This window comes from Deinococcus aetherius, assembly GCF_025997855.1.
GTDB classification, from domain to species: Bacteria; Deinococcota; Deinococci; order Deinococcales; family Deinococcaceae; genus Deinococcus; species Deinococcus aetherius.
This window is the reverse complement of record NZ_AP026561.1, coordinates 590507-607004: the sequence shown is the minus strand read 5'-3', so window position 1 is coordinate 607004 and position 16498 is coordinate 590507. Positions and strand designations below refer to the sequence as shown.

Genomic DNA, 16498 nt, shown 5'->3' with positions numbered 1-16498 from the left:
AACTTGCCGGTGAGGCGCGGCCCCTGTGGGCACCCATCCCGCTTCCCGGCACGGCTGGCGTCGGGCACGGCCTGCCCGCGCGTCCCTCTCCCTGCCTCACGGCAGGCGACATGCCTCAAAGGAGACCGAGATGTCGGACGATCAGGAGCAGAACCAGGATCAGGCGCACGAGGGCCCCTCCTCCCAGGTTTCCCGCCGGAACGTCCTCGCCACGGGGGCCGTCGCCCTCGCGGGCCTCGCGCTGGGCGGTGCCTCCGCCCAGGTGCGCACCCCCGCCCAGCCCGCCACGGGGCGCGCCAACCCCCGGGGCCGGTTCGCGGGCAAGGTCGTCCTGATCACCGGGGCCACCTCGGGCATCGGCCGCACCACCGCCGCCGAGTTCGCCCGGGAGGGTGCGAGGGTGTACTTCTGCGGGCGCCGGGAGAACCTGGGGGCCGAGGTGCAGGCGGAGATTCGCGCCTTCGGCGGGGACGCCACCTACCAGCGCGCGGACGTGCGGCAGGAGGAGGACGTGCGCAACCTCGTCGAGGGATGCCTGAGCCGCTACGGGCGACTGGACATCGCCTTCAACAACAGCTGCCCGTGATGCTGCGCCAGGGCGGGGGAGTGATCGTGAACATGGCCTCGGTGTCCGGGCACATCGCCCTCGCCACCATCGCGCCGTACACCACCAGCAAGCACGGGACGATGGGCCTGAGCAAGATCGCCGCCATCGAGTACGCGCCGCGCAACATCCGCATCAACTCGATCTCGCCCGGGGCCGTGGACACCCCCATGCTCGCGCGGGGTCTCCAAATCTTCGGCGTGACCCCCGAGCAGGCGGCGCGGGACTACCCCATCAAGCGGATCGTCACCCCGTACGAGATCGCCCGCAGCGTGATGTTCCTCGCCAGCGACGACGCCACGGAGATTGTCGGCATGGACCTCGACGTGACCGGCGGCTACCTGGCCGGATAAGGAGCCTCCCATGAAACGTAGTACCCTCCTTGCCCTCGCGGGCATGGCCGTCCTCGCCGGCGCAGGTTGGTACGCCACCGCCCAGCAGGCGGACGCGCGCCAGACGGTCGAGCAACGCCTGCGGGTGCTGGAAGACAAGCAGGCGATCACGGAGACGATCAACAAGATCGCCGTGTACGCCGACCGCCGCCAGTGGGACATCGTGGCCGCCCAGTTCGCCCCCCGGGTGCTGCTCGATTACACCTCGTACGCCACCGCCTCGGCGGGTACGGGCCAGCCCCAGGACCTGACGCCCCAGCAGGTCGTGGACGCGTGGCAGACCGTGCTGCCCGGGTACGACTACACCCAGCACCAGGTCACGGTGCACCAGATCACCCTGCAAGGGGACCGGGCGGCCGTCACGTCGAACATCAACGCCACCCACTTCCTGCAAAACGCGCCTGGAGGCGATTCCTGGATCTTCGTGGGCGACTACACGCACGAACTCCAGCGCACCCCGCAGGGCTGGAAGGTGACGCGGATGCGCGCGAACCTCGGCGCGCAGATCGGCAACCAGCAGCTCAGCGAACTCGCCACCCAGCGCGTGAAGGAACGCGGCAGGAAGTGACGATCCGGGTGGGCGTGTCGTCTGCGCCCACCTCCTTTCCCTGATCCAGGAGGAATCCATGACGCAGGTCAACTCTCAGCCCGGCGTCTCACCGGACGACCCCTCTTCCACAGTGCACGGCGAACCGCGCATGACGCGCCTGAGCTTCGAGAGCGAGGGGGTCCCGCTGGTCGCCCACCTGTTCCTGCCCCCGACCCACCAGGAGGGGGAGCGTCTGCCCGCCCTGCTCGTCGCCGGGTCGTGGACGACCGTCAAGGAACAGATGGCGAACCTGTACGCCCGCAAGCTCGCCCGACTCGGCTTCGCCACCCTCACCTTCGACTTCCGCTCCTACGGCGAGAGCGGTGGGGACGTCCGCGAGTACGAGTCCCCACCGCGCAAGATCGTGGACTTGCAGCGGGCCAGCGAGTTCCTGGCGACCCTGCCGCAGGTGGACGGGGAACGTGTCGGCGGCCTCGCGGTGTGCGCGAGTGCCGGGTACATGGCGCACGCCATCGCGCAGGGCGCTGCCCTGCGCGCCTTTGCCACCATCGCCGCCTGGATGCACGACCCCGGCACGGTGGGCTCCATCTACGGCGGGGAGGAGGGCGTGCGGCGGCGCATCGAGCGGGGAGAGGCGGCCCGGCGCCAGTACGAGCAGACCGGCGAGGTGGAGTACGTGCCCGCCGAGAGCGACACCGATCAGGACGCGGCGATGGTGGGGGTGCCGTACTACTCGGACCCCACCCGGGGCAATATCCCCGCGTGGCGCAACGCCTTCGCAGTGATGAGCTGGCCCGAGTGGTTGGGGTTCGACGCCCTCTCGCCCGCCCCCCGGATCACCGTTCCCAGCCTGTTCATCCACAGCGACGATTCGGCGCTGCCGGACAACGTGCGCCGCTTCTACGGGGCCGTGGCAGGTCCCAAGACGCTGCACTGGGCACAGGGGGCGCACATCGACTTCTACGACCGTGAGGAACTGACCCAGCCTGCCGCCGAGGTGGCCGCGGCGCACTTCCACGCGGCCCTGCGGTGAGGGGGAACCTATGAAGAAGCCACTTGCCATCACCCTCGCGGCCCTGCTTGCGCCGACAGCGTTCGGCCAACCGGCCCCTTCCTCTGCACGCGTCAGCGTGCCCGCTCCCGTCCAGTGCTACGTGAACGCGGTGAACCGGAACAACCTGAACGCTCTGGTGAGCTGTTTTGCCTCAGGTGGCGTGGTGATCGACGTGAGCCGCCAGATTCGCGGTCAGGAGGCCATCCGCACCTGGGCGCGCAACGAGGTGATGGGGGGAACGCTGCGGGTGCTCTCGGCGACCCCTCGCCCGAACGGGGTGCGACTGCTGGTCCACTGGGCACCACGGGGTTCGCAGGGCTGGCGGGCCGCTTACACCTTCACTTACTGGAACGGCAAGCTTACCCGCGCCGACTTGCAGTACGCCTGAGGTGCCCAGCCTGACCGAAGGACGCAAGGGAACGAAGGGAACTTCTGGCTTTCTCCCCAGCCCGACGAGGAGACGACGATGTTCGGTTTCGGTCCCATCGAACTCCTCCTGATCGTGCTCGTCCTCCTGATCCTGTTCGGGGCGAGGAAACTGCCCGAACTGGGCAAGGGCCTGGGGCAGGGCATCCGCGAGTTTAGGAAGGGCGGCCAGGACGTCCAGCCGCAGGAACTTGACCGACCCTCTTCCACGAAGGAGATGAACCCGTGAGAACTTCCCTTCGCCCCGCCCTCCTGCTGGGTGCCCTGCTGCTCCCCCTGGGCGCACCACCCACGCTCGCCCAGAACGCCCGGCAAGCCACCACTCAACCCACTGCCCAGCAGGTCGCGCAACGCTTCCTGCAAGCCGCCAACCGGGGAGATGCCCGCGCGGTCACCGCGCTGTTCGCCCCCAACGCCCGTTTCGACAGCGTGGGGCACATCTACGCCAACCGGGACGAGATCATGAACCGCTTCCTGATTCCCGAAGTCCTCAACCTCGGCGGGCGGTACGAGGTCGTGCGCGTTACTCCGGCCCCAAACAATCCGAACGTCGTGACGGTCCGAGTACAACTTCCGCGCGGGCAGCCTGCGCGAGCACTTCACCTACCACTGCACGGTGCGGAACGGCCTGATTCAGGACGTGGTGGGGAGATACGTCCAGTGAGCCCCACGAGGCCGAGAAAGGACCAGATCATGAGTGACGACCGGGCCCAGGAGCCATCCGAGGACGCTTCCCACGACGAGAAAACCCTCTCCCGCCGCGAGCTGATGAAGAGCGGCGCCCTCGCCGGAGCGGTGCTCGCCGGAGGGGCACTGGCCGGGGGAGCAGGTGCGCAGACCAGTCAGAACCGCACTGCTCCCGCACAAACCCTCACCGGGCAGGTGGCGTATATCACCGGCGCAGCACGGGGCATTGGGCGTGCCATCGCGGGTGGAGTCGGGCGGGCCACCGGGTGACCTTCAGCTACAGCCGGGACCCGGCCAAGCCCGCCCGGCTGGCCGCCTCGGCGGGTGTCGGTGCCCGCTTCGGCACCCCCCGGGAGGCGGTGGAGGGGGCAGAGACCGTGTTGCTGGCGGTGCCCTGGCCCTCCGTGGACGACGTGCTGCGCCAGGCAGGACCCTTGATCGGCCAGGTGCTGATCGACTGCACCAACCCACGGGTCGAGGAGGAGGTGCCGGAACTCGGCGGGGGGCTGTCGGGGTCGGAGGTCATCGCCCGCAAGGTTCCGGAAGCGCGGGTGGTGAAGGCCTTCAACACCGTGCCCTGGGAGGTGCTGCGGCTGGTCGGGCGTGGACCCCCCGGGCTGGCACCCGACCTGCTGTGCGGGAACGACGTTGAGGCGAAAGAGGAGGTGGCTCAGCTTGCGGGCCACCTGAACTTCAGGCCCGTGGACGCCGGGGCCCTCGTCGTCGCCCGCGAACTGGAGGCCTTCGCGCTTCTGATCGCGCACCTCGCCTACGGTCGGGAGGACGGGCCGGACCTCACCTACCGCTTCGGGCGGTACGGGGGCAGGCCGTGATTCGAAACCTCTTCTGTCCGGAGCCCCGTGGGGCGGGGAAGGGCGCATGAACCCCCGGCGAAACGACCCCACGGCCCTTTCGCTCCGGGAGTGGCTCCAGATCTACGAGCGCCTAATCACCGCCGACCTGATGCTCTGCTTCGGCATCCTCATCTGTGACCCTGCGGCCTGGCCGGGTCCACGCGCCCTCCTCTTCGGCTTGCTGGTGATGGTCACGGTCCTGGTGGTGCTCGCCAACCTCCGGATTCAGGGGCTTGTCGCACGGTCCGGAGGGCGTTTGTGGGGTGAAGTGAACCATGACTGAACCGAGAGTCGCCCTGGTGACCGGGGGAAACCGGGGGATTGGCCTGGAGGTGTGCCACCAGCTCGCTGAACAGGGCCTGCGAGTGATTCTGACCGCCAGGAACCCGGCGGACGGGGAGCGGGCCGCTGAGCCCCTGCGGCGTGTGGGCGGGCTGATCACGGTGATGCCCCTCGACGTGAGTGACGAGGCCTCCGCGAGCGAACTGAACGCGCAGGTGCGGCGCGAGTTCGGCCGGGTGGACATCCTCGTGAATAACGCCGCCGTGTTGCTGCACGAAGGGGACGACGCCCTCACCATTCCGGTGGCCGCGTACCACGAGAGTCTGGAGACGAATTTCCTGGGTCCGCTGAGGCTGTGTCAGGCGTTCGTGCCGGGAATGCGCGACCGGGGGTACGGGCGGGTGGTGAACGTGTCTAGCGGGGCCGGGCAGCTCTCGGGTATGGGAGGGTACGCGCCTGCGTACTCGGCGAGCAAGGCCGCCCTGAATGCCCTGACCCGTCTCGTCGCGCACGCGGGTGGCCGGAGGGTGCTGGTGAACAGTGCCGATCCCGGCTGGGTACGCACGGACATGGGCGGTTCCTCGGCACCCAGAAGTGTCGAGCAGGGGGCGGACACCATCGTCTGGCTGGCGACCCTGCCCGACGGCGGGCCGACGGGCGGCTTCTTCCACGACCGTCGGCCCATCGCGTGGTGAAACCCGGCACCCCAGCGGCGGGTGGTGACCGCTCCAGCCTCAGTTCACATCCTCTCACGTCACGATCCGTCATGTCTGTCGGCGGGGCGAGGAACAGCGAACCCAGGGCATGGTTTGTCCGGCAGGACCGGGCGAGCACGGGGTGTCTGTCATGCCACCCGGATGTGTCGAACGCTGAATCCAAAGCCGCCCGCCTTTCGAGGTGCGCGGAGTCCAGCCACAAGCCCCGGCTTTGGGCGTGGAGTCATGGATGGCTTCGTATCGCCATCCCAACGCCCCCCGCGTCACGCCGCTCCCAGATCGATTTCAAGAAGGGCTCTTGATTAGTGACCACGGGTCAGTTAATATCCGACCCGTGGTCACGAAAGGGAAGGGGGAACGCGCCCGGCGCGAGGAGGACAAGCTGGCCCGCCGCGAGGCCCTGCTGGACAGTGCGCTGCGGCTGTGGGACGAGCAGAGCTACACCGACCTCACCATGGCCGACATCGCGCGCGGGGCGGGGCTCGCCAAGAGCAGCGTCTACCTGTACTTCCAGACCAAGGAGGAGGTCTTTCTCGCCGCGCTCGAACGGTTGCTGGGCGGGTGGTTCGGTGACGTGAACACGGCGCTCGACGAAGCCCGCACCACGGGCCCAGCCGAGGTCGCCGCACTGCTCGTCCAGTCGCTGGACAGTCGGGAGCACATGATCCGGCTGCTGGCGATCCTGAACGGCGTCCTGGAGCAGAACATCCCGGCAGAGGTCGGCGTGGGGTTCAAGGCCCGCCTGATGGACCACCTCATCCGCACGGGCGCCCGGCTCGAACGGTGCCTCCCCGGCCTGCCCCCGGGGCACGGCACGCGGGTCCTGCTGCATCTGAACGCCTTGGTCGTCGGGCTGCAACAGGTCACCGCCGAAACCCCTGCTCTGCGCGCGGCTGCGGGGGACCCGGCGCTCGCGGGCCTCGTCCTCGACTTCCGCGCCGAGCTGGAAGCCGCCCTCACCGCACTGCTGCACGGCTCGCTCCGGGAGGAGTGACGGGGGCACCTCCCCACACGCCACAGCGGTTTTCGTTGGGGGATCACCCCATCGCTCACACCTCCAGGAGAAGGACGACATGACGCGAACACAGGGACAGAACATGCGGGGCAAGACGGTGCTGGTGACCGGGGCCAGTTCCGGGATCGGCCTCGCCACGGCGCAGGAACTCGCCCGGCGGGGCGCGGCCGTCCTCGTCCACGCCCGCGACGAGGCGCGGGGGCAGGCGGCAGTGGCGCAGATTCGGCGGTCGAGTGCCAATCCCCTCGTGTCCCTGGTGCTCGCGGACCTGCGCTCCCCGGCCGAGGTGAGGCGGCTGGCGCGGGACGTGCGGGCTCAGGTGGAACGGCTCGACGTGCTGATCAACAACGCGGCGATCATCCCGGCGAAGCGGGAACTCACGCCGGATGGGATCGAGGTGCAGTTCGCCGTGAACCACCTCGCCCCCTTCATGCTCACGAACGAGCTGCTGCCCCTCCTGAAAGCCAGCGGCGCGGGCCGGATCGTGAACGTCTCCTCCGAGGCGCACCGGGACGGCGTGGTGAACCTGGACGACCTGGAGAACGCGCGGCAGTACGACCGTCCTGGCTTTCCCGTCGCGGGCTGGCAGGCCTACAGCAACACCAAGCTGATGAACGTGCTGTTCACCTACGAGCTGGCGCGGCGCCTGGGGGGCACAGGGGTCACGGCCAATGCCCTGCACCCCGGGGTGATCGGGACGGGGCTCACGCGGACGCTTCCCGGCCCTTTGCGGGCCGTGTACGGGCTGGTGATGCCCCGTCCCGCGACGGGGGCCCGCACGTCCGTCGCCCTCGCCTCCGACCCGGCGCTTGGGGGACGCTCCGGCGAGTATTTCAACGAGAAGGCGCAGGCAGTGCCCTCTTCCGACGCCTCCCACGACGAGGCCCTCGCGCGCGAACTGTGGAGCCGCAGCGAAGCCTACGCACGCTGACCCGCACGCACAGAACACCGACCCTCACGTTCTCCACGACTCAGGAGGTTTGACATGACCCAGACTCCCACCCCCCGCCCGCTCGCCCTCGTCACCGGCGCGTCCGGCGGCATCGGCGAGGAGATCGCCCGCGAACTCGCCGCTCGCGGCTTTGATCTCGTGCTCGTCGCGCGAACCCTGTCCAAGCTCGAATCCCTGGGCGAAGTCCTGCGGGTCCAGCACGGCGTCACCGCCCACTCCATCGCCCTCGACCTCAGCGACCCTGCCGCCCCGGCTCACCTGGAGGCCGAGGTGCAGCGGCGCGGCCTCGTGGTGGACGTGCTCGTGAACAACGCGGGCTTTGCGAGCTACGGCGAGTTCTGGCAGCTCGACCTGGACCACGAGATGAGGATGCTTCAGGTCAACGTCACCACCCTCGTCGAACTCACCCGCCGCCTGCTGCCCGGCATGGTGGAGCGCGGGCGCGGGCGGGTGCTGAACGTGGCCTCGACCGCCGCCTTCATGCCCGGCCCGCTGATGGCGGTGTACTACGCGACCAAGGCCTTCGTGCTGAGCTTTTCCGAGGCCATCGCCGAGGAGTTGCGCGGCACCGGCGTGACCGTCACGACCCTGGCGCCAGGGCCCACCGAGTCTGGCTTTCAGGCCCGGGCGGGGATGGAGGACTCCAAGCTCGTGAAAGGCCGGGCCATCATGGACTCCGCGACCGTGGCGAGGCTCGGGGTGGACGCCCTGCTGCGCGGGCAGCGCGTGATCATTCCGGGGCGGGCCAACCAGCTTCAGGCGCTCTCGCCGCGCTTCCTGCCGCGTGCCCTGGTGCCGGGCATCGTCAAAAGCGCCCAGGCCCACTCGCACTGAGGGGTGAGGCCGTCTGTCTCGCCGTCCCCGAATGAAAGGAACGCCATGACCGTCCTGCTGTACGGCGCGACCGGGTACACCGGCCGCCTGATCGCCCGCACCGCCGCCCAGCGCGGACTGCGCCCTATCCTGGGGGGACGTAGCGAGGAGAAGCTCGGGCCGCTCGCCCGCGAACTCGGTCTCCCCCACCGCGCCTTCGGCCTCGACCGGCCCGGCGACCTGCGCACCGCGCTCGCGGACGTGGACGTGCTGCTCAACGTCAGCGGCCCCTTCCGCCAGACGGCCCCGCCGCTGGTCGCCGCCGCCCTGGAGACGGGCACCCACTACCTCGACCTTGCCGGGGAGGTGCCGGAGTTCGAGGCCCTGGCGGCGCGGGACGGGGAGGCACGCTCAGCCGGGGTGATGCTGCTGCCCGGCGTGGGCTTCGGGGTGCTGCCCACCGACAGCCTCGCCGTGCACCTCGCCCGCCGTCTTCCCGGGGCCACCCACCTCACCCTGGCGTTCTGGGCCGAGGGGGGCGTGTCGCGCGGCACGGCGGAAACGCTCCTGACCGACCTGCCGCACGGGGGAGTCGCCCGGCGAGGCGGGCTGCTGATCCCCGAGATGGCGGGGGTGAGAACCAAACGGGTCCTCTTTGGGAAGGAAGAAAGGCAGACCCTGAGCAACCCCTGGCGCGGTGACCTGAGCACGGCCTACCTCAGCACGGGCATAGGGAACATCGAGACGTACGCGGTCGTGCCACCCCCCGTCTCGGGGTTGATGCGTGCCAGCCGCTTTCTCGCGCCGCTGCTCGCCGCCCGGCCCATGCAGAACCTGCTGTTGGGTCAGGCCCGGCGGCAGCCGGAGGGACCCAGTGACGCCGAACGAGCTGCGGGCTTCACGGCGGTCTGGGGCGAGGTGCGGGACCCGGGCGGCCGCTCAGCCCGCGCTCTGCTGAGAGGACCCGAGGCGTATACCTTCAGCGCGCTGACGGCCGTTGCGGCGGTCCGGGCGGTGCTGGACGGTGCCGCCGCACCGGGCTTCCAGACCCCGGCTGAGGTGTTCGGCCCCGACGCCGTGCTGGGCCTGCCCGGGGTGGAGCGTCACGATGTCTGAGCCCACCCGGATGGTCTGGCCGCCCGGCTTCGATCCACGCCACGCCCCCGTCCACACGGTGAACGAGCTGTTCATCCCCGCGCCGCCCGGGGCGGTCTGGGCGCCGCTGATTCACGCCGCCTTGTGGCCGACCTGGTACGCCAACAGCCGGAACGTGCGGCTTGAAGGCGAGGGAGAACTCCTGGGGCCGGAGACGCGCTTTCGCTGGACCACCTTCGGGGTGCCGGTGCGGACGGTCGTGGAGGAGTTTGGGCCACCCCACCGGCTCGCGTGGCGGGGTGAGGGGCTGGGGGCCCGGGGGTACCACGCCTGGACACTGCTCCCGGTGGCGGGCGGAACGCGGGTCGTCACCGAGGAGGTCCAGTTCGGGCTGGTGCCGCGCCTGGGCCGGGGCCTCCTGCGCGCGGCCCTGCTGCGTGAGCACCAACGCTGGCTCAAGGGCCTGTCCCGGCTGGCCTGCGCCGCCGAGCGGGTGAAGGGAGCGAGGCGGTCCGGAAAGCCCCTGGGCTGAGCACGCCCCCGCGCGGCCCGTCCGTGAAGGCGCGGCCCACGTACGGCTCTTCTTCCGTTGCAACTTTGTTGCTCATGAAACTCGTCTCGCCTTGAGGTCCACCTTTCGCCGGACGCGAGCAGATCGTCGGCGGTCCAGGGCTCGGGGGCATGGGTTTCTCTGGGTCGCTGCCTCCCCGGTGGCGGGGGGGTCGGCCCACAACGTCCAGCGACCCGCCGCCCCGCTGCGCGTGCGCGAGGGCGAGTACCTGCACCCGACCTTTAGGAACTGGCTCGCGCCCGCCACAGACGCCCCGTGACCGCCTTGAACCACGGCGAGGCGCGCCGCACCGAACTCGACCTCAGCAACTCGGGCGTACCATGACCCCATGAGCGCCCCGAGCCTGAAGCCCATGAGTGTGGAGGAGTACCTCCGAACCGAGGAGGCCAGTCCGGTCAAGCGGGAGTACGTGGGCGGGTTCGTCTACCCCCTCCACGGGCTGACCCGCGCGCAGGCCGGAACGACCGCCGGGCACGCCCAAATCTGCGGCAACATCCTGGCCGCGCTGCACGCCCCCGCTCGCGCGGTGGGGTGCCGGGTGTACGTGGCCGATATGAAGCTCCGCGCTGAACAGACCAACGCTTTCTATTACCCAGACGTGATGGCCGTCTGTCCCCCCCACCTGCCGGACGTGGGCGCCACGGTCGTCACCGCCCCCTGCCTGCTCGTCGAGGTCACGTCGCGCAGCACCGCGCAAAATGACCGCCTCGCCAAATACGCCGCCTACACGGCCCTGCCCAGCCTCCAGACCTACCTGATCGTCGAGCAGGCCGAGCGGCGGGTGTACGCCTACCACCGCAGCGGCGAGACCTGGAAGCTGCAAGAACTCGCCAGCAGCGGCACCCTGGACCTTCCCTGCCTGGGCCACCGCCTGAGCCTGGACGACATCTATGCCGATGTCCCCGTCTGATCTGGCCCGGCCCTCGTCACCTTCGCCACACAAAGGAACGAACATCCCTGAAACCGTCCAGGAATGGAAAGAGCAGCTTGGCCGTGTCCCACCCGGCCAGCCTGGCCTCTCACTTTCGCAGGAGGTCTAATAGCTCACTTCCTCGTCCAAGCAGCGACGAGAGGCGTTCAAACAGCTTAGGACGAGCGGCTCGTTCCCCCCACAAAAAAAGGTGACTGGCCGCCTCTTCTCAGGACCGTCCCGCGACGTTGAATGGACGTGGGGGAAACAGCATGAACATTGGCATTATAGGTTCGGGGCACATCGGCGGCACGCTCGCACGCCTCTTCTCCGCGCGGGGACATGCCGTCTTGCTCGCCAACTCGCGCGGGCCTGAGAGTCTGAGGGAGATGGTGGCGGAGCTTGGCCCAGGGGTTCGCGCCGTGACCCCGCAGGAGGCGGCCCGGGAGGCCGAGGTCGTGGTCGAGGCTATCCCCTTCGGACGCCTGACCGAGCTGCCCCGTGAGGACCTGTCCGGCAAGATCCTGGTCACGGCGGCAAACTACTACCCCGAGCGTGACGGCGAGATTGACCTTGGGGGGCTGTCCGAGGCCGAGTACACCGCCCGGCTGCTGCCCGGCGTTCGCGTGGTGAAAGCCTTCAACACCATCTGGTTTCGGCACCTGGCCGAGCAGGGCGACCCGGGCAAACCCCAGAGCGAGCGCCGGGCCATCTTCGTCGAGGCCGACGACCCCGGGGCGAAGGCGGTCGTCTCACACCTGATCGACGAGCTGGGGTTCGCGCCCGTGGACGGGGGCGACCTGCCGGGCAGCACTCGCTTTCAACCGGGCAGCCCCCTCTACAACCGCGACCTCACCGGGCGCGAGGCCAGGGAGGCTCTGGCTACCTCCTGATCCGAACCTGTGGGTCGGGCCCTCCGCGTCTCGCGGTGGTCGCCGCAGCCGGAGCCCCTCATCCCGGGATTCACTGCGGACGCACCTATGGGGGAAGTGGGTCCTTCGCCTCTCACAGCATTCGCCGGATAAGTTGGGGGCTTGTTTCTGGGGTCATCCCAGCCGGGTGGACTCGGTGGGGTGGGAGACTGCCCCTCAACCTGTGGGGCCACCGCTCTCACAAGGTGGGGCGGGGCCACCTTCCTGCGGCCTCGCCCCCGCACCCGGGTCCTCAGGCCGAATCCGGGACGCCTCGCCGCGCCAACTCGGCGGCCACGGCGCTCCCGCCCGGAGCGATCCACGAGGCCAGCGGCGCGTCCGGCAGGAACTGTTCCATCCGGCGGGTGAGTTCCGCCCCCTCGTCCTCGGTGAGCGTCCCCCGGCCCCGGGCGAGGTCGCTCACCACGTCGCGGTACCGCTCCAGGTCCTGCCCGCGACCCAGCAGGTTCGTGGCGTAGGTGGGAAGATGGGAGCCGCCCCGGTCGTCCATGGTTGATCTTAGGGCGCAGGCCCGGTTGACCGGCCGCTGTCCCTCACCTCGCTGGCCCGGTCTCCACGGGGTGAGGGCGTGCCGGGGTTCCACCGATCCTTCTGCCACCGGGGTGCCATGAAGCAGAGCACACCCGGTGCTCGCCGCCACCCCAAATCTCCAGAGGAGGCGCACGTCGGGGACGCCCAGTCAACCCGTGATGGTCCCGGATGGGGGAAAAATTGGGCTACAGTTCAGCAGCCCGCAGGAGGGTGTGCGCCCTAGGCAAAGGAAATAGACCTCCTGCGAAAGAGGTTGGCTAAGCTGGGAGGGTGGGACACGAGCGACTGGAACGGGCGCTGAAGATGAACCGCGGGCAGTTCAAGCGGCGGACCGGGGTCTACCCCGAGGCCTTTGCACAGATGGAAGTGACGTGACCCCCGGATCTCGGTTGACCTGCCCCAGTCCCTTCGGCCAGGCGGAGCGGTGGCACCACCGGACGGCCCACCGGTCAGGGCCGCGTCGCTCCACCCGCCGCACGGTGGCGCTCGACGTCCAGGTAATGGTCCTCAGCCCACGCCACCAGCACACTGATCGGCGTGAGCAGCGTCGAGCCGAGCGGGGTAAGGCGGTATTCCACCTCGGGCGGCACAGCGGGCGTCACCCGACGTTCCACCAGGCCGTCGGCCTCCAAACGCCGCAAACTCTGACTGAGCATCTTGGCGGAGACGCCCCCGACGTCACGGCGCAACTGGTTGTAACGGCGCCCGCCTCGCCGCAGGGCGTACACCACCAGGGGCGTCCACTTATCACTCACCACGTCGAACGCAAGGCGCGAGCGGCAGTTCACGTTGAGCACATCAGGCTCGTACAGCGGTAACGTAGTTTCCATTCGTTACCTATATTACGCCTTCGTGCATTCTTGCGTCCAGAGCGGCGTTTTTCTACCATGACCCCAGTCGAGGAAGGTCACCGGTTGCCATCCCAGGCGGCCCTGGCCCCTCCACCCAGGAGGAACCGTACAACCGCGGGACGCCGACGCGTCCCCGGAGGCTTCCGTCGTGCCCTCGTTCCGCCCTTCTCCGGCCGCCCGTCGCTTCTCGCGTCCAGCTGGCGTCCCCACGACCCTTCAGGAGACCAACCATGACCCATCAGGACCCCCCCGTGCTCGACCACGCCGCCCTCGTCCTCATCGAGTTTCAGCGCGAATGGCTTGACGCCACGGGCGGCATGCAACCCTACATTCAGGACCGCGTCCAGTTCGATGCCGCGGTGTCCCACGCCGTGCGCGTTCTGCAAGCGGCGCGCGACGCGCACCTCCCGGTGATCCACGTCGGGTACGACTTCGAGGCGGGGCATCCGGAACTCGGGCGGGTGCGGTACGGCCTGCGCGAGATCTTGAGGACGAGTGGACTGTTCTCGGGTGAGGGCAGCCAGTTCGCGCCGGACTTCGCGCCGCGCGCAGGCGAATTTGTGGCGCGCGGCCGGATCGGTGTGAGTGCGTTCGCGGGCAGCAACCTTGACGGCTTCCTCCGCAACAACCGCATTGAACGCCTCTACCTCTCGGGCTTCGCGCTCCAGACGTGCGTGGAGTCGACGCTGCGCGACGCGCACGACCGGGGGTACGAGGCCGTGGTCGTGGAGGACGCCACGGCGGCCTTCACCCCGGAGCAGCGGGAATACGTGCTGGACCGGGTCGTGCCCATTTTCGGGGCACGGGTGTCGGCCGCGGCGCTCGTCGCGGCGTTGAAGCAGGCTTCGCGCCCCGTTTAAAAGGGGGACCGCTGCCCTCCCGCCTCAACCCGCTGCGCTCGGCACAGGCGCAACGGGTCGAGGCCAGCATCCAGCAGGCGGATCCCAGGTGCCGCTTCCATAAGCCGTGCGGCGAGGAGCGCCGCCATGACGTGCTCGACGTTGTCCAGCACGAGCAGCACCCCACGCTCCGCAGGCGCGGTTTCCCGCTGTTCTTGCCGTGTGCACAGTCCCTGGGTCTGCACGCCGAGCACCTGAGCCAGCGCCTCGGGGACGAAGTCCGGGGCCAGCGAGGCTATCCCCCGGCCCTCCGTAGGGTGCGGCCCGCCCGCGTCCGGCGCAGGGGCACACCTCGCCGTCGCTCCTCAACCTCACCAGGTCAGGCGGCTGACAAAGGCGTCCACGGCCCCCGCGTTGCCCGCCCCAGTGAGGTCGCCGCCCGTGCTGCCCGTCACGGTCACCCCGCCGAGCGGGTCCACGGCCGCATCCTCGATGAACTCGTTCGCGCTGCCGAACTGCCGGACCCCCCGGTCCTCGCCGCCCAGACCATACCGGGCCACGAAAAAGCCGCCGTCCTCGCCCGCCCCACCGTCGATGCGGCCGGGCGTGTCACCGGCGAGATACACGTTGCCGCGCAGGTCCAGACCCACGGCGTACCCGTAGTCCTCGCCCGGCGACCCGAGCTGCCGGACCCACTCCGGCGCGCCGTTCGCCCGCAGCTTGACGAGGAAGGGGTCGTACGACCCGGCGTTCGTGAAGCCCGCGAAGCTGCCGTTCGTCTCACCCGCCACGGTTGTGGCAAGTTGTTGGCTTCAAGGGAGCAGAGGGGCTGCGGGAAGGCAGGCGGCCTGAAGTTCAGGCCGCCTGCGACACGGCTTCTTGCCACGTCTTAAAGGCGGCTTGTTGGTGATGACGACGGTAGCAAGCGGGAACGGTCGGGCGGGCTGGGTGATGGAGGTTGCTGATGCGGGCGTGCAGGTCGAGGAAGCCCTGAGCGCGTTTTCGTGACCTGAATCCTCGTTGTTGTCGTTCCTGCTGACGTGTCGGTCGATGGGACTGTTCGATCAAATTATTGCAACGGGCTGTGGACACAACCCGGACGTGCTCCACGGTGTGGAGCACGGGAAGTTCCCGAAGCGCTGCACCATAACTCCAGAGCTTGTCCGTATGGATAACCTCGGGAACCTCGTATTCACCGAGCAGGCGAGCGAAGAACGAGCGGGCGGCCTCGGTATCCCGGTATTGCTGAAGGAAGACGTCCAGCACAGCTCCACGTTCATCGACGGCTCGCCACAGCCAGTGTTTGACCCCGCCGACGTCCACGTGCATTTCGTCGAGATGCCAGCGAGAACCCCGTCGGGGTTCTCGCTGGCGCAGTCCCTGGGCAAAGAAGTCGCTGAACTTGATGCACCACGTCAGGATAGATTCACGGGTGACGCAAATTCCTCGTTCCAGCAGCAGTTCTTCGACATCCCGATAGCTGAGCGTGAAGCGGTGGTACAACCACACGGCATAGCCGATCACGGCGAGAGGAAAACGATAGCCGGGGAGCTTCTGACCGCAGGGCACCGCGTCACCCTACCCGAACAACTTGCCACAACCGTGCACGGTCAGGTACGCGCAGGTTCGGCCCCGCAACTCCGCGAGGAGACCAGGCGCCAGGTCCGCCAGGACGGCCTCGGCCTGGGCGGGCTCGGTGAGCGGGTGATCGAGGCCCAGCCTCGCCTCGATCACCCAGTGGGGGATGTACCGCTCGACGCTCAGCGTGCGTTCCCCGCGCAAGAAGCGATTCAACCGCTTCCCCACGTCCACCCCGAAGTAGCTCTCCCGCTGCCCGGCGCTCCACTTCATCAGGTCGGCGAGGCCCCGGAGGCCCATAAAGTGCAGCCCCTCCACGTGGGAGGGGGTCAGGCCGAGGATGTCCAGGTGATGGGCGGGCGTGAGGGGCAGGAAGGCACGTTCGGCCTCCCCCATCACCGAGCGCACCTCGCCTGGCCTGGCACGTCGGGCGGCGAGCAGGGCGACCTCCAGGCTGGCGGCCAGGCCCACGGGCGCGTGCAGGGCCGCCGCAAGGTCACGCGCCGCCCCGTCTCCCACGTTCAGGAACGCCACACCGGGCGCGCTCCCCTGCACCCGCTCGCTGTAACGGGCGTACAGCGTCTCCAGCAGCTCCGCCCACGTCGCGCGGGCGGTGGGGCTGCTCACCACCTCGGCGTGCAGGTCTGGGCAGCGAGACAGGGCCGCCGCCTCGCTCATCCCCATCCCCACACCGGCGGCCAGGGCTTCCGGGCTCGCCTGCGTGACCCGCCTGGTCGTTTCCCCCAGCACGGCCACCGGCACGCCGGGATGCTGCCGGGTCAGCAGCGTCAGCGCCCAGGGCGACAGGTGGACGCAGGCGATGGGGGCCGTGCGTCCGGGCGCCAC

General features: G+C 69.3%; 22 protein-coding genes and 1 pseudogene. 17 read left to right on the top strand and 6 right to left on the bottom strand.

Features of this window, described 5'->3' with window-relative positions; translation table 11 throughout:
* Positions 1–130 precede the first annotated feature (130 nt).
* From DAETH_RS19050 to DAETH_RS18975, 16 genes and pseudogenes are all read left to right on the top strand, one after another.
* Positions 131–957: pseudogene (locus tag DAETH_RS19050) on the top strand (SDR family NAD(P)-dependent oxidoreductase).
* A 10-nt stretch (positions 958–967) separates the two neighbouring features.
* Complete coding sequence (locus tag DAETH_RS19045; RefSeq protein WP_264777672.1) at positions 968–1564, top strand: nuclear transport factor 2 family protein; 597 nt, start codon at positions 968–970, stop codon at positions 1562–1564.
* 58 nt (positions 1565–1622) lie between these two features.
* On the top strand, positions 1623–2579 hold the full coding sequence (locus DAETH_RS19040) for an alpha/beta hydrolase (protein ID WP_264777671.1): 957 nt from the start codon (positions 1623–1625) through the stop codon (positions 2577–2579).
* 10 nt (positions 2580–2589) lie between these two features.
* Positions 2590–2988 (top strand): nuclear transport factor 2 family protein, encoded by a 399-nt coding sequence (locus tag DAETH_RS19035; RefSeq protein WP_264777670.1) that lies wholly within the window; start codon positions 2590–2592, stop codon positions 2986–2988.
* Between the two features lie 78 nt (positions 2989–3066).
* Positions 3067–3255 carry a Sec-independent protein translocase subunit TatA/TatB gene (locus DAETH_RS19030; RefSeq protein ID WP_264777669.1) on the top strand — a complete coding sequence of 63 codons (189 nt, stop codon included), beginning with the start codon at positions 3067–3069 and terminating at the stop codon, positions 3253–3255.
* Positions 3252–3983: a nuclear transport factor 2 family protein gene (locus DAETH_RS19025; protein WP_264777668.1), complete on the top strand. Its 732-nt coding sequence runs from the start codon at positions 3252–3254 to the stop codon at positions 3981–3983. Before DAETH_RS19030 ends, DAETH_RS19025 begins: the two co-directional genes overlap by 4 nt.
* The gene (locus tag DAETH_RS19020; protein WP_264777667.1) at positions 3980–4546 is read left to right on the top strand and encodes an NADPH-dependent F420 reductase; all 567 of its coding nucleotides are present in this window, start codon (positions 3980–3982) and stop codon (positions 4544–4546) included. Before DAETH_RS19025 ends, DAETH_RS19020 begins: the two co-directional genes overlap by 4 nt.
* Positions 4547–4592: 46 nt before the next feature.
* Positions 4593–4850 carry a hypothetical protein gene (locus DAETH_RS19015; protein ID WP_264777666.1) on the top strand — a complete coding sequence of 86 codons (258 nt, stop codon included), beginning with the start codon at positions 4593–4595 and terminating at the stop codon, positions 4848–4850.
* Complete coding sequence (locus DAETH_RS19010; RefSeq protein WP_264777665.1) at positions 4843–5544, top strand: SDR family oxidoreductase; 702 nt, start codon at positions 4843–4845, stop codon at positions 5542–5544. Before DAETH_RS19015 ends, DAETH_RS19010 begins: the two co-directional genes overlap by 8 nt.
* 355 nt (positions 5545–5899) lie before the next feature.
* Positions 5900–6559 carry a TetR/AcrR family transcriptional regulator gene (locus DAETH_RS19005; protein ID WP_264777664.1) on the top strand — a complete coding sequence of 220 codons (660 nt, stop codon included), beginning with the start codon at positions 5900–5902 and terminating at the stop codon, positions 6557–6559.
* A gap of 79 nt (positions 6560–6638) precedes the next feature.
* Positions 6639–7511, top strand: a complete 873-nt coding sequence (locus DAETH_RS19000) for an SDR family oxidoreductase (RefSeq protein WP_264777663.1) — start codon at positions 6639–6641, stop codon at positions 7509–7511.
* 54 nt (positions 7512–7565) lie between these two features.
* A complete protein-coding gene (locus tag DAETH_RS18995) occupies positions 7566–8366 on the top strand; it encodes an SDR family NAD(P)-dependent oxidoreductase (RefSeq protein WP_264777662.1) in 801 nt (266 codons plus the stop codon).
* A gap of 45 nt (positions 8367–8411) precedes the next feature.
* The gene (locus DAETH_RS18990) at positions 8412–9461 is read left to right on the top strand and encodes a saccharopine dehydrogenase family protein (protein WP_264777661.1); all 1050 of its coding nucleotides are present in this window, start codon (positions 8412–8414) and stop codon (positions 9459–9461) included.
* Positions 9454–9972 carry an SRPBCC family protein gene (locus DAETH_RS18985; RefSeq protein ID WP_264777660.1) on the top strand — a complete coding sequence of 173 codons (519 nt, stop codon included), beginning with the start codon at positions 9454–9456 and terminating at the stop codon, positions 9970–9972. The genes DAETH_RS18990 and DAETH_RS18985 overlap by 8 nt, the downstream gene beginning before the upstream one ends.
* A 367-nt stretch (positions 9973–10339) precedes the next feature.
* Positions 10340–10921 carry a Uma2 family endonuclease gene (locus DAETH_RS18980; protein ID WP_264777659.1) on the top strand — a complete coding sequence of 194 codons (582 nt, stop codon included), beginning with the start codon at positions 10340–10342 and terminating at the stop codon, positions 10919–10921.
* A 272-nt stretch (positions 10922–11193) separates the two neighbouring features.
* The gene (locus tag DAETH_RS18975; protein WP_264777658.1) at positions 11194–11814 is read left to right on the top strand and encodes an NADPH-dependent F420 reductase; all 621 of its coding nucleotides are present in this window, start codon (positions 11194–11196) and stop codon (positions 11812–11814) included.
* A 271-nt stretch (positions 11815–12085) separates the two neighbouring features.
* Here the strand turns inward: DAETH_RS18975 and DAETH_RS18970 are convergent, their stop codons facing one another.
* Both DAETH_RS18970 and DAETH_RS18965 read right to left on the bottom strand, forming a co-directional pair.
* Complete coding sequence (locus DAETH_RS18970) at positions 12086–12343, bottom strand: hypothetical protein (protein WP_264777657.1); 258 nt, start codon at positions 12341–12343, stop codon at positions 12086–12088.
* A 490-nt stretch (positions 12344–12833) separates the two neighbouring features.
* Positions 12834–13214, bottom strand: a complete 381-nt coding sequence (locus DAETH_RS18965; RefSeq protein WP_264777656.1) for a winged helix-turn-helix transcriptional regulator — start codon at positions 13212–13214, stop codon at positions 12834–12836.
* 251 nt (positions 13215–13465) lie between these two features.
* Here DAETH_RS18965 and DAETH_RS18960 point away from each other — a divergent pair, with 251 nt between their 5' ends.
* On the top strand, positions 13466–14095 hold the full coding sequence (locus tag DAETH_RS18960) for a cysteine hydrolase (protein ID WP_264777655.1): 630 nt from the start codon (positions 13466–13468) through the stop codon (positions 14093–14095).
* Here DAETH_RS18960 and DAETH_RS18955 read toward each other — a convergent pair.
* The 4 genes from DAETH_RS18955 to DAETH_RS18940 form a co-directional block, all read right to left on the bottom strand.
* The gene (locus tag DAETH_RS18955; RefSeq protein WP_264777654.1) at positions 14092–14256 is read right to left on the bottom strand and encodes a hypothetical protein; all 165 of its coding nucleotides are present in this window, start codon (positions 14254–14256) and stop codon (positions 14092–14094) included. The two genes, DAETH_RS18960 and DAETH_RS18955, sit on opposite strands and share 4 nt — an antisense overlap.
* Positions 14257–14445: 189 nt before the next feature.
* Positions 14446–14865 carry an SBBP repeat-containing protein gene (locus tag DAETH_RS18950; protein ID WP_264777653.1) on the bottom strand — a complete coding sequence of 140 codons (420 nt, stop codon included), beginning with the start codon at positions 14863–14865 and terminating at the stop codon, positions 14446–14448.
* Between the two features lie 64 nt (positions 14866–14929).
* Complete coding sequence (locus DAETH_RS18945; RefSeq protein ID WP_264777631.1) at positions 14930–15643, bottom strand: IS6 family transposase; 714 nt, start codon at positions 15641–15643, stop codon at positions 14930–14932.
* 9 nt (positions 15644–15652) lie between these two features.
* Complete coding sequence (locus tag DAETH_RS18940; protein ID WP_264777652.1) at positions 15653–16498, bottom strand: Y-family DNA polymerase; 846 nt, start codon at positions 16496–16498, stop codon at positions 15653–15655.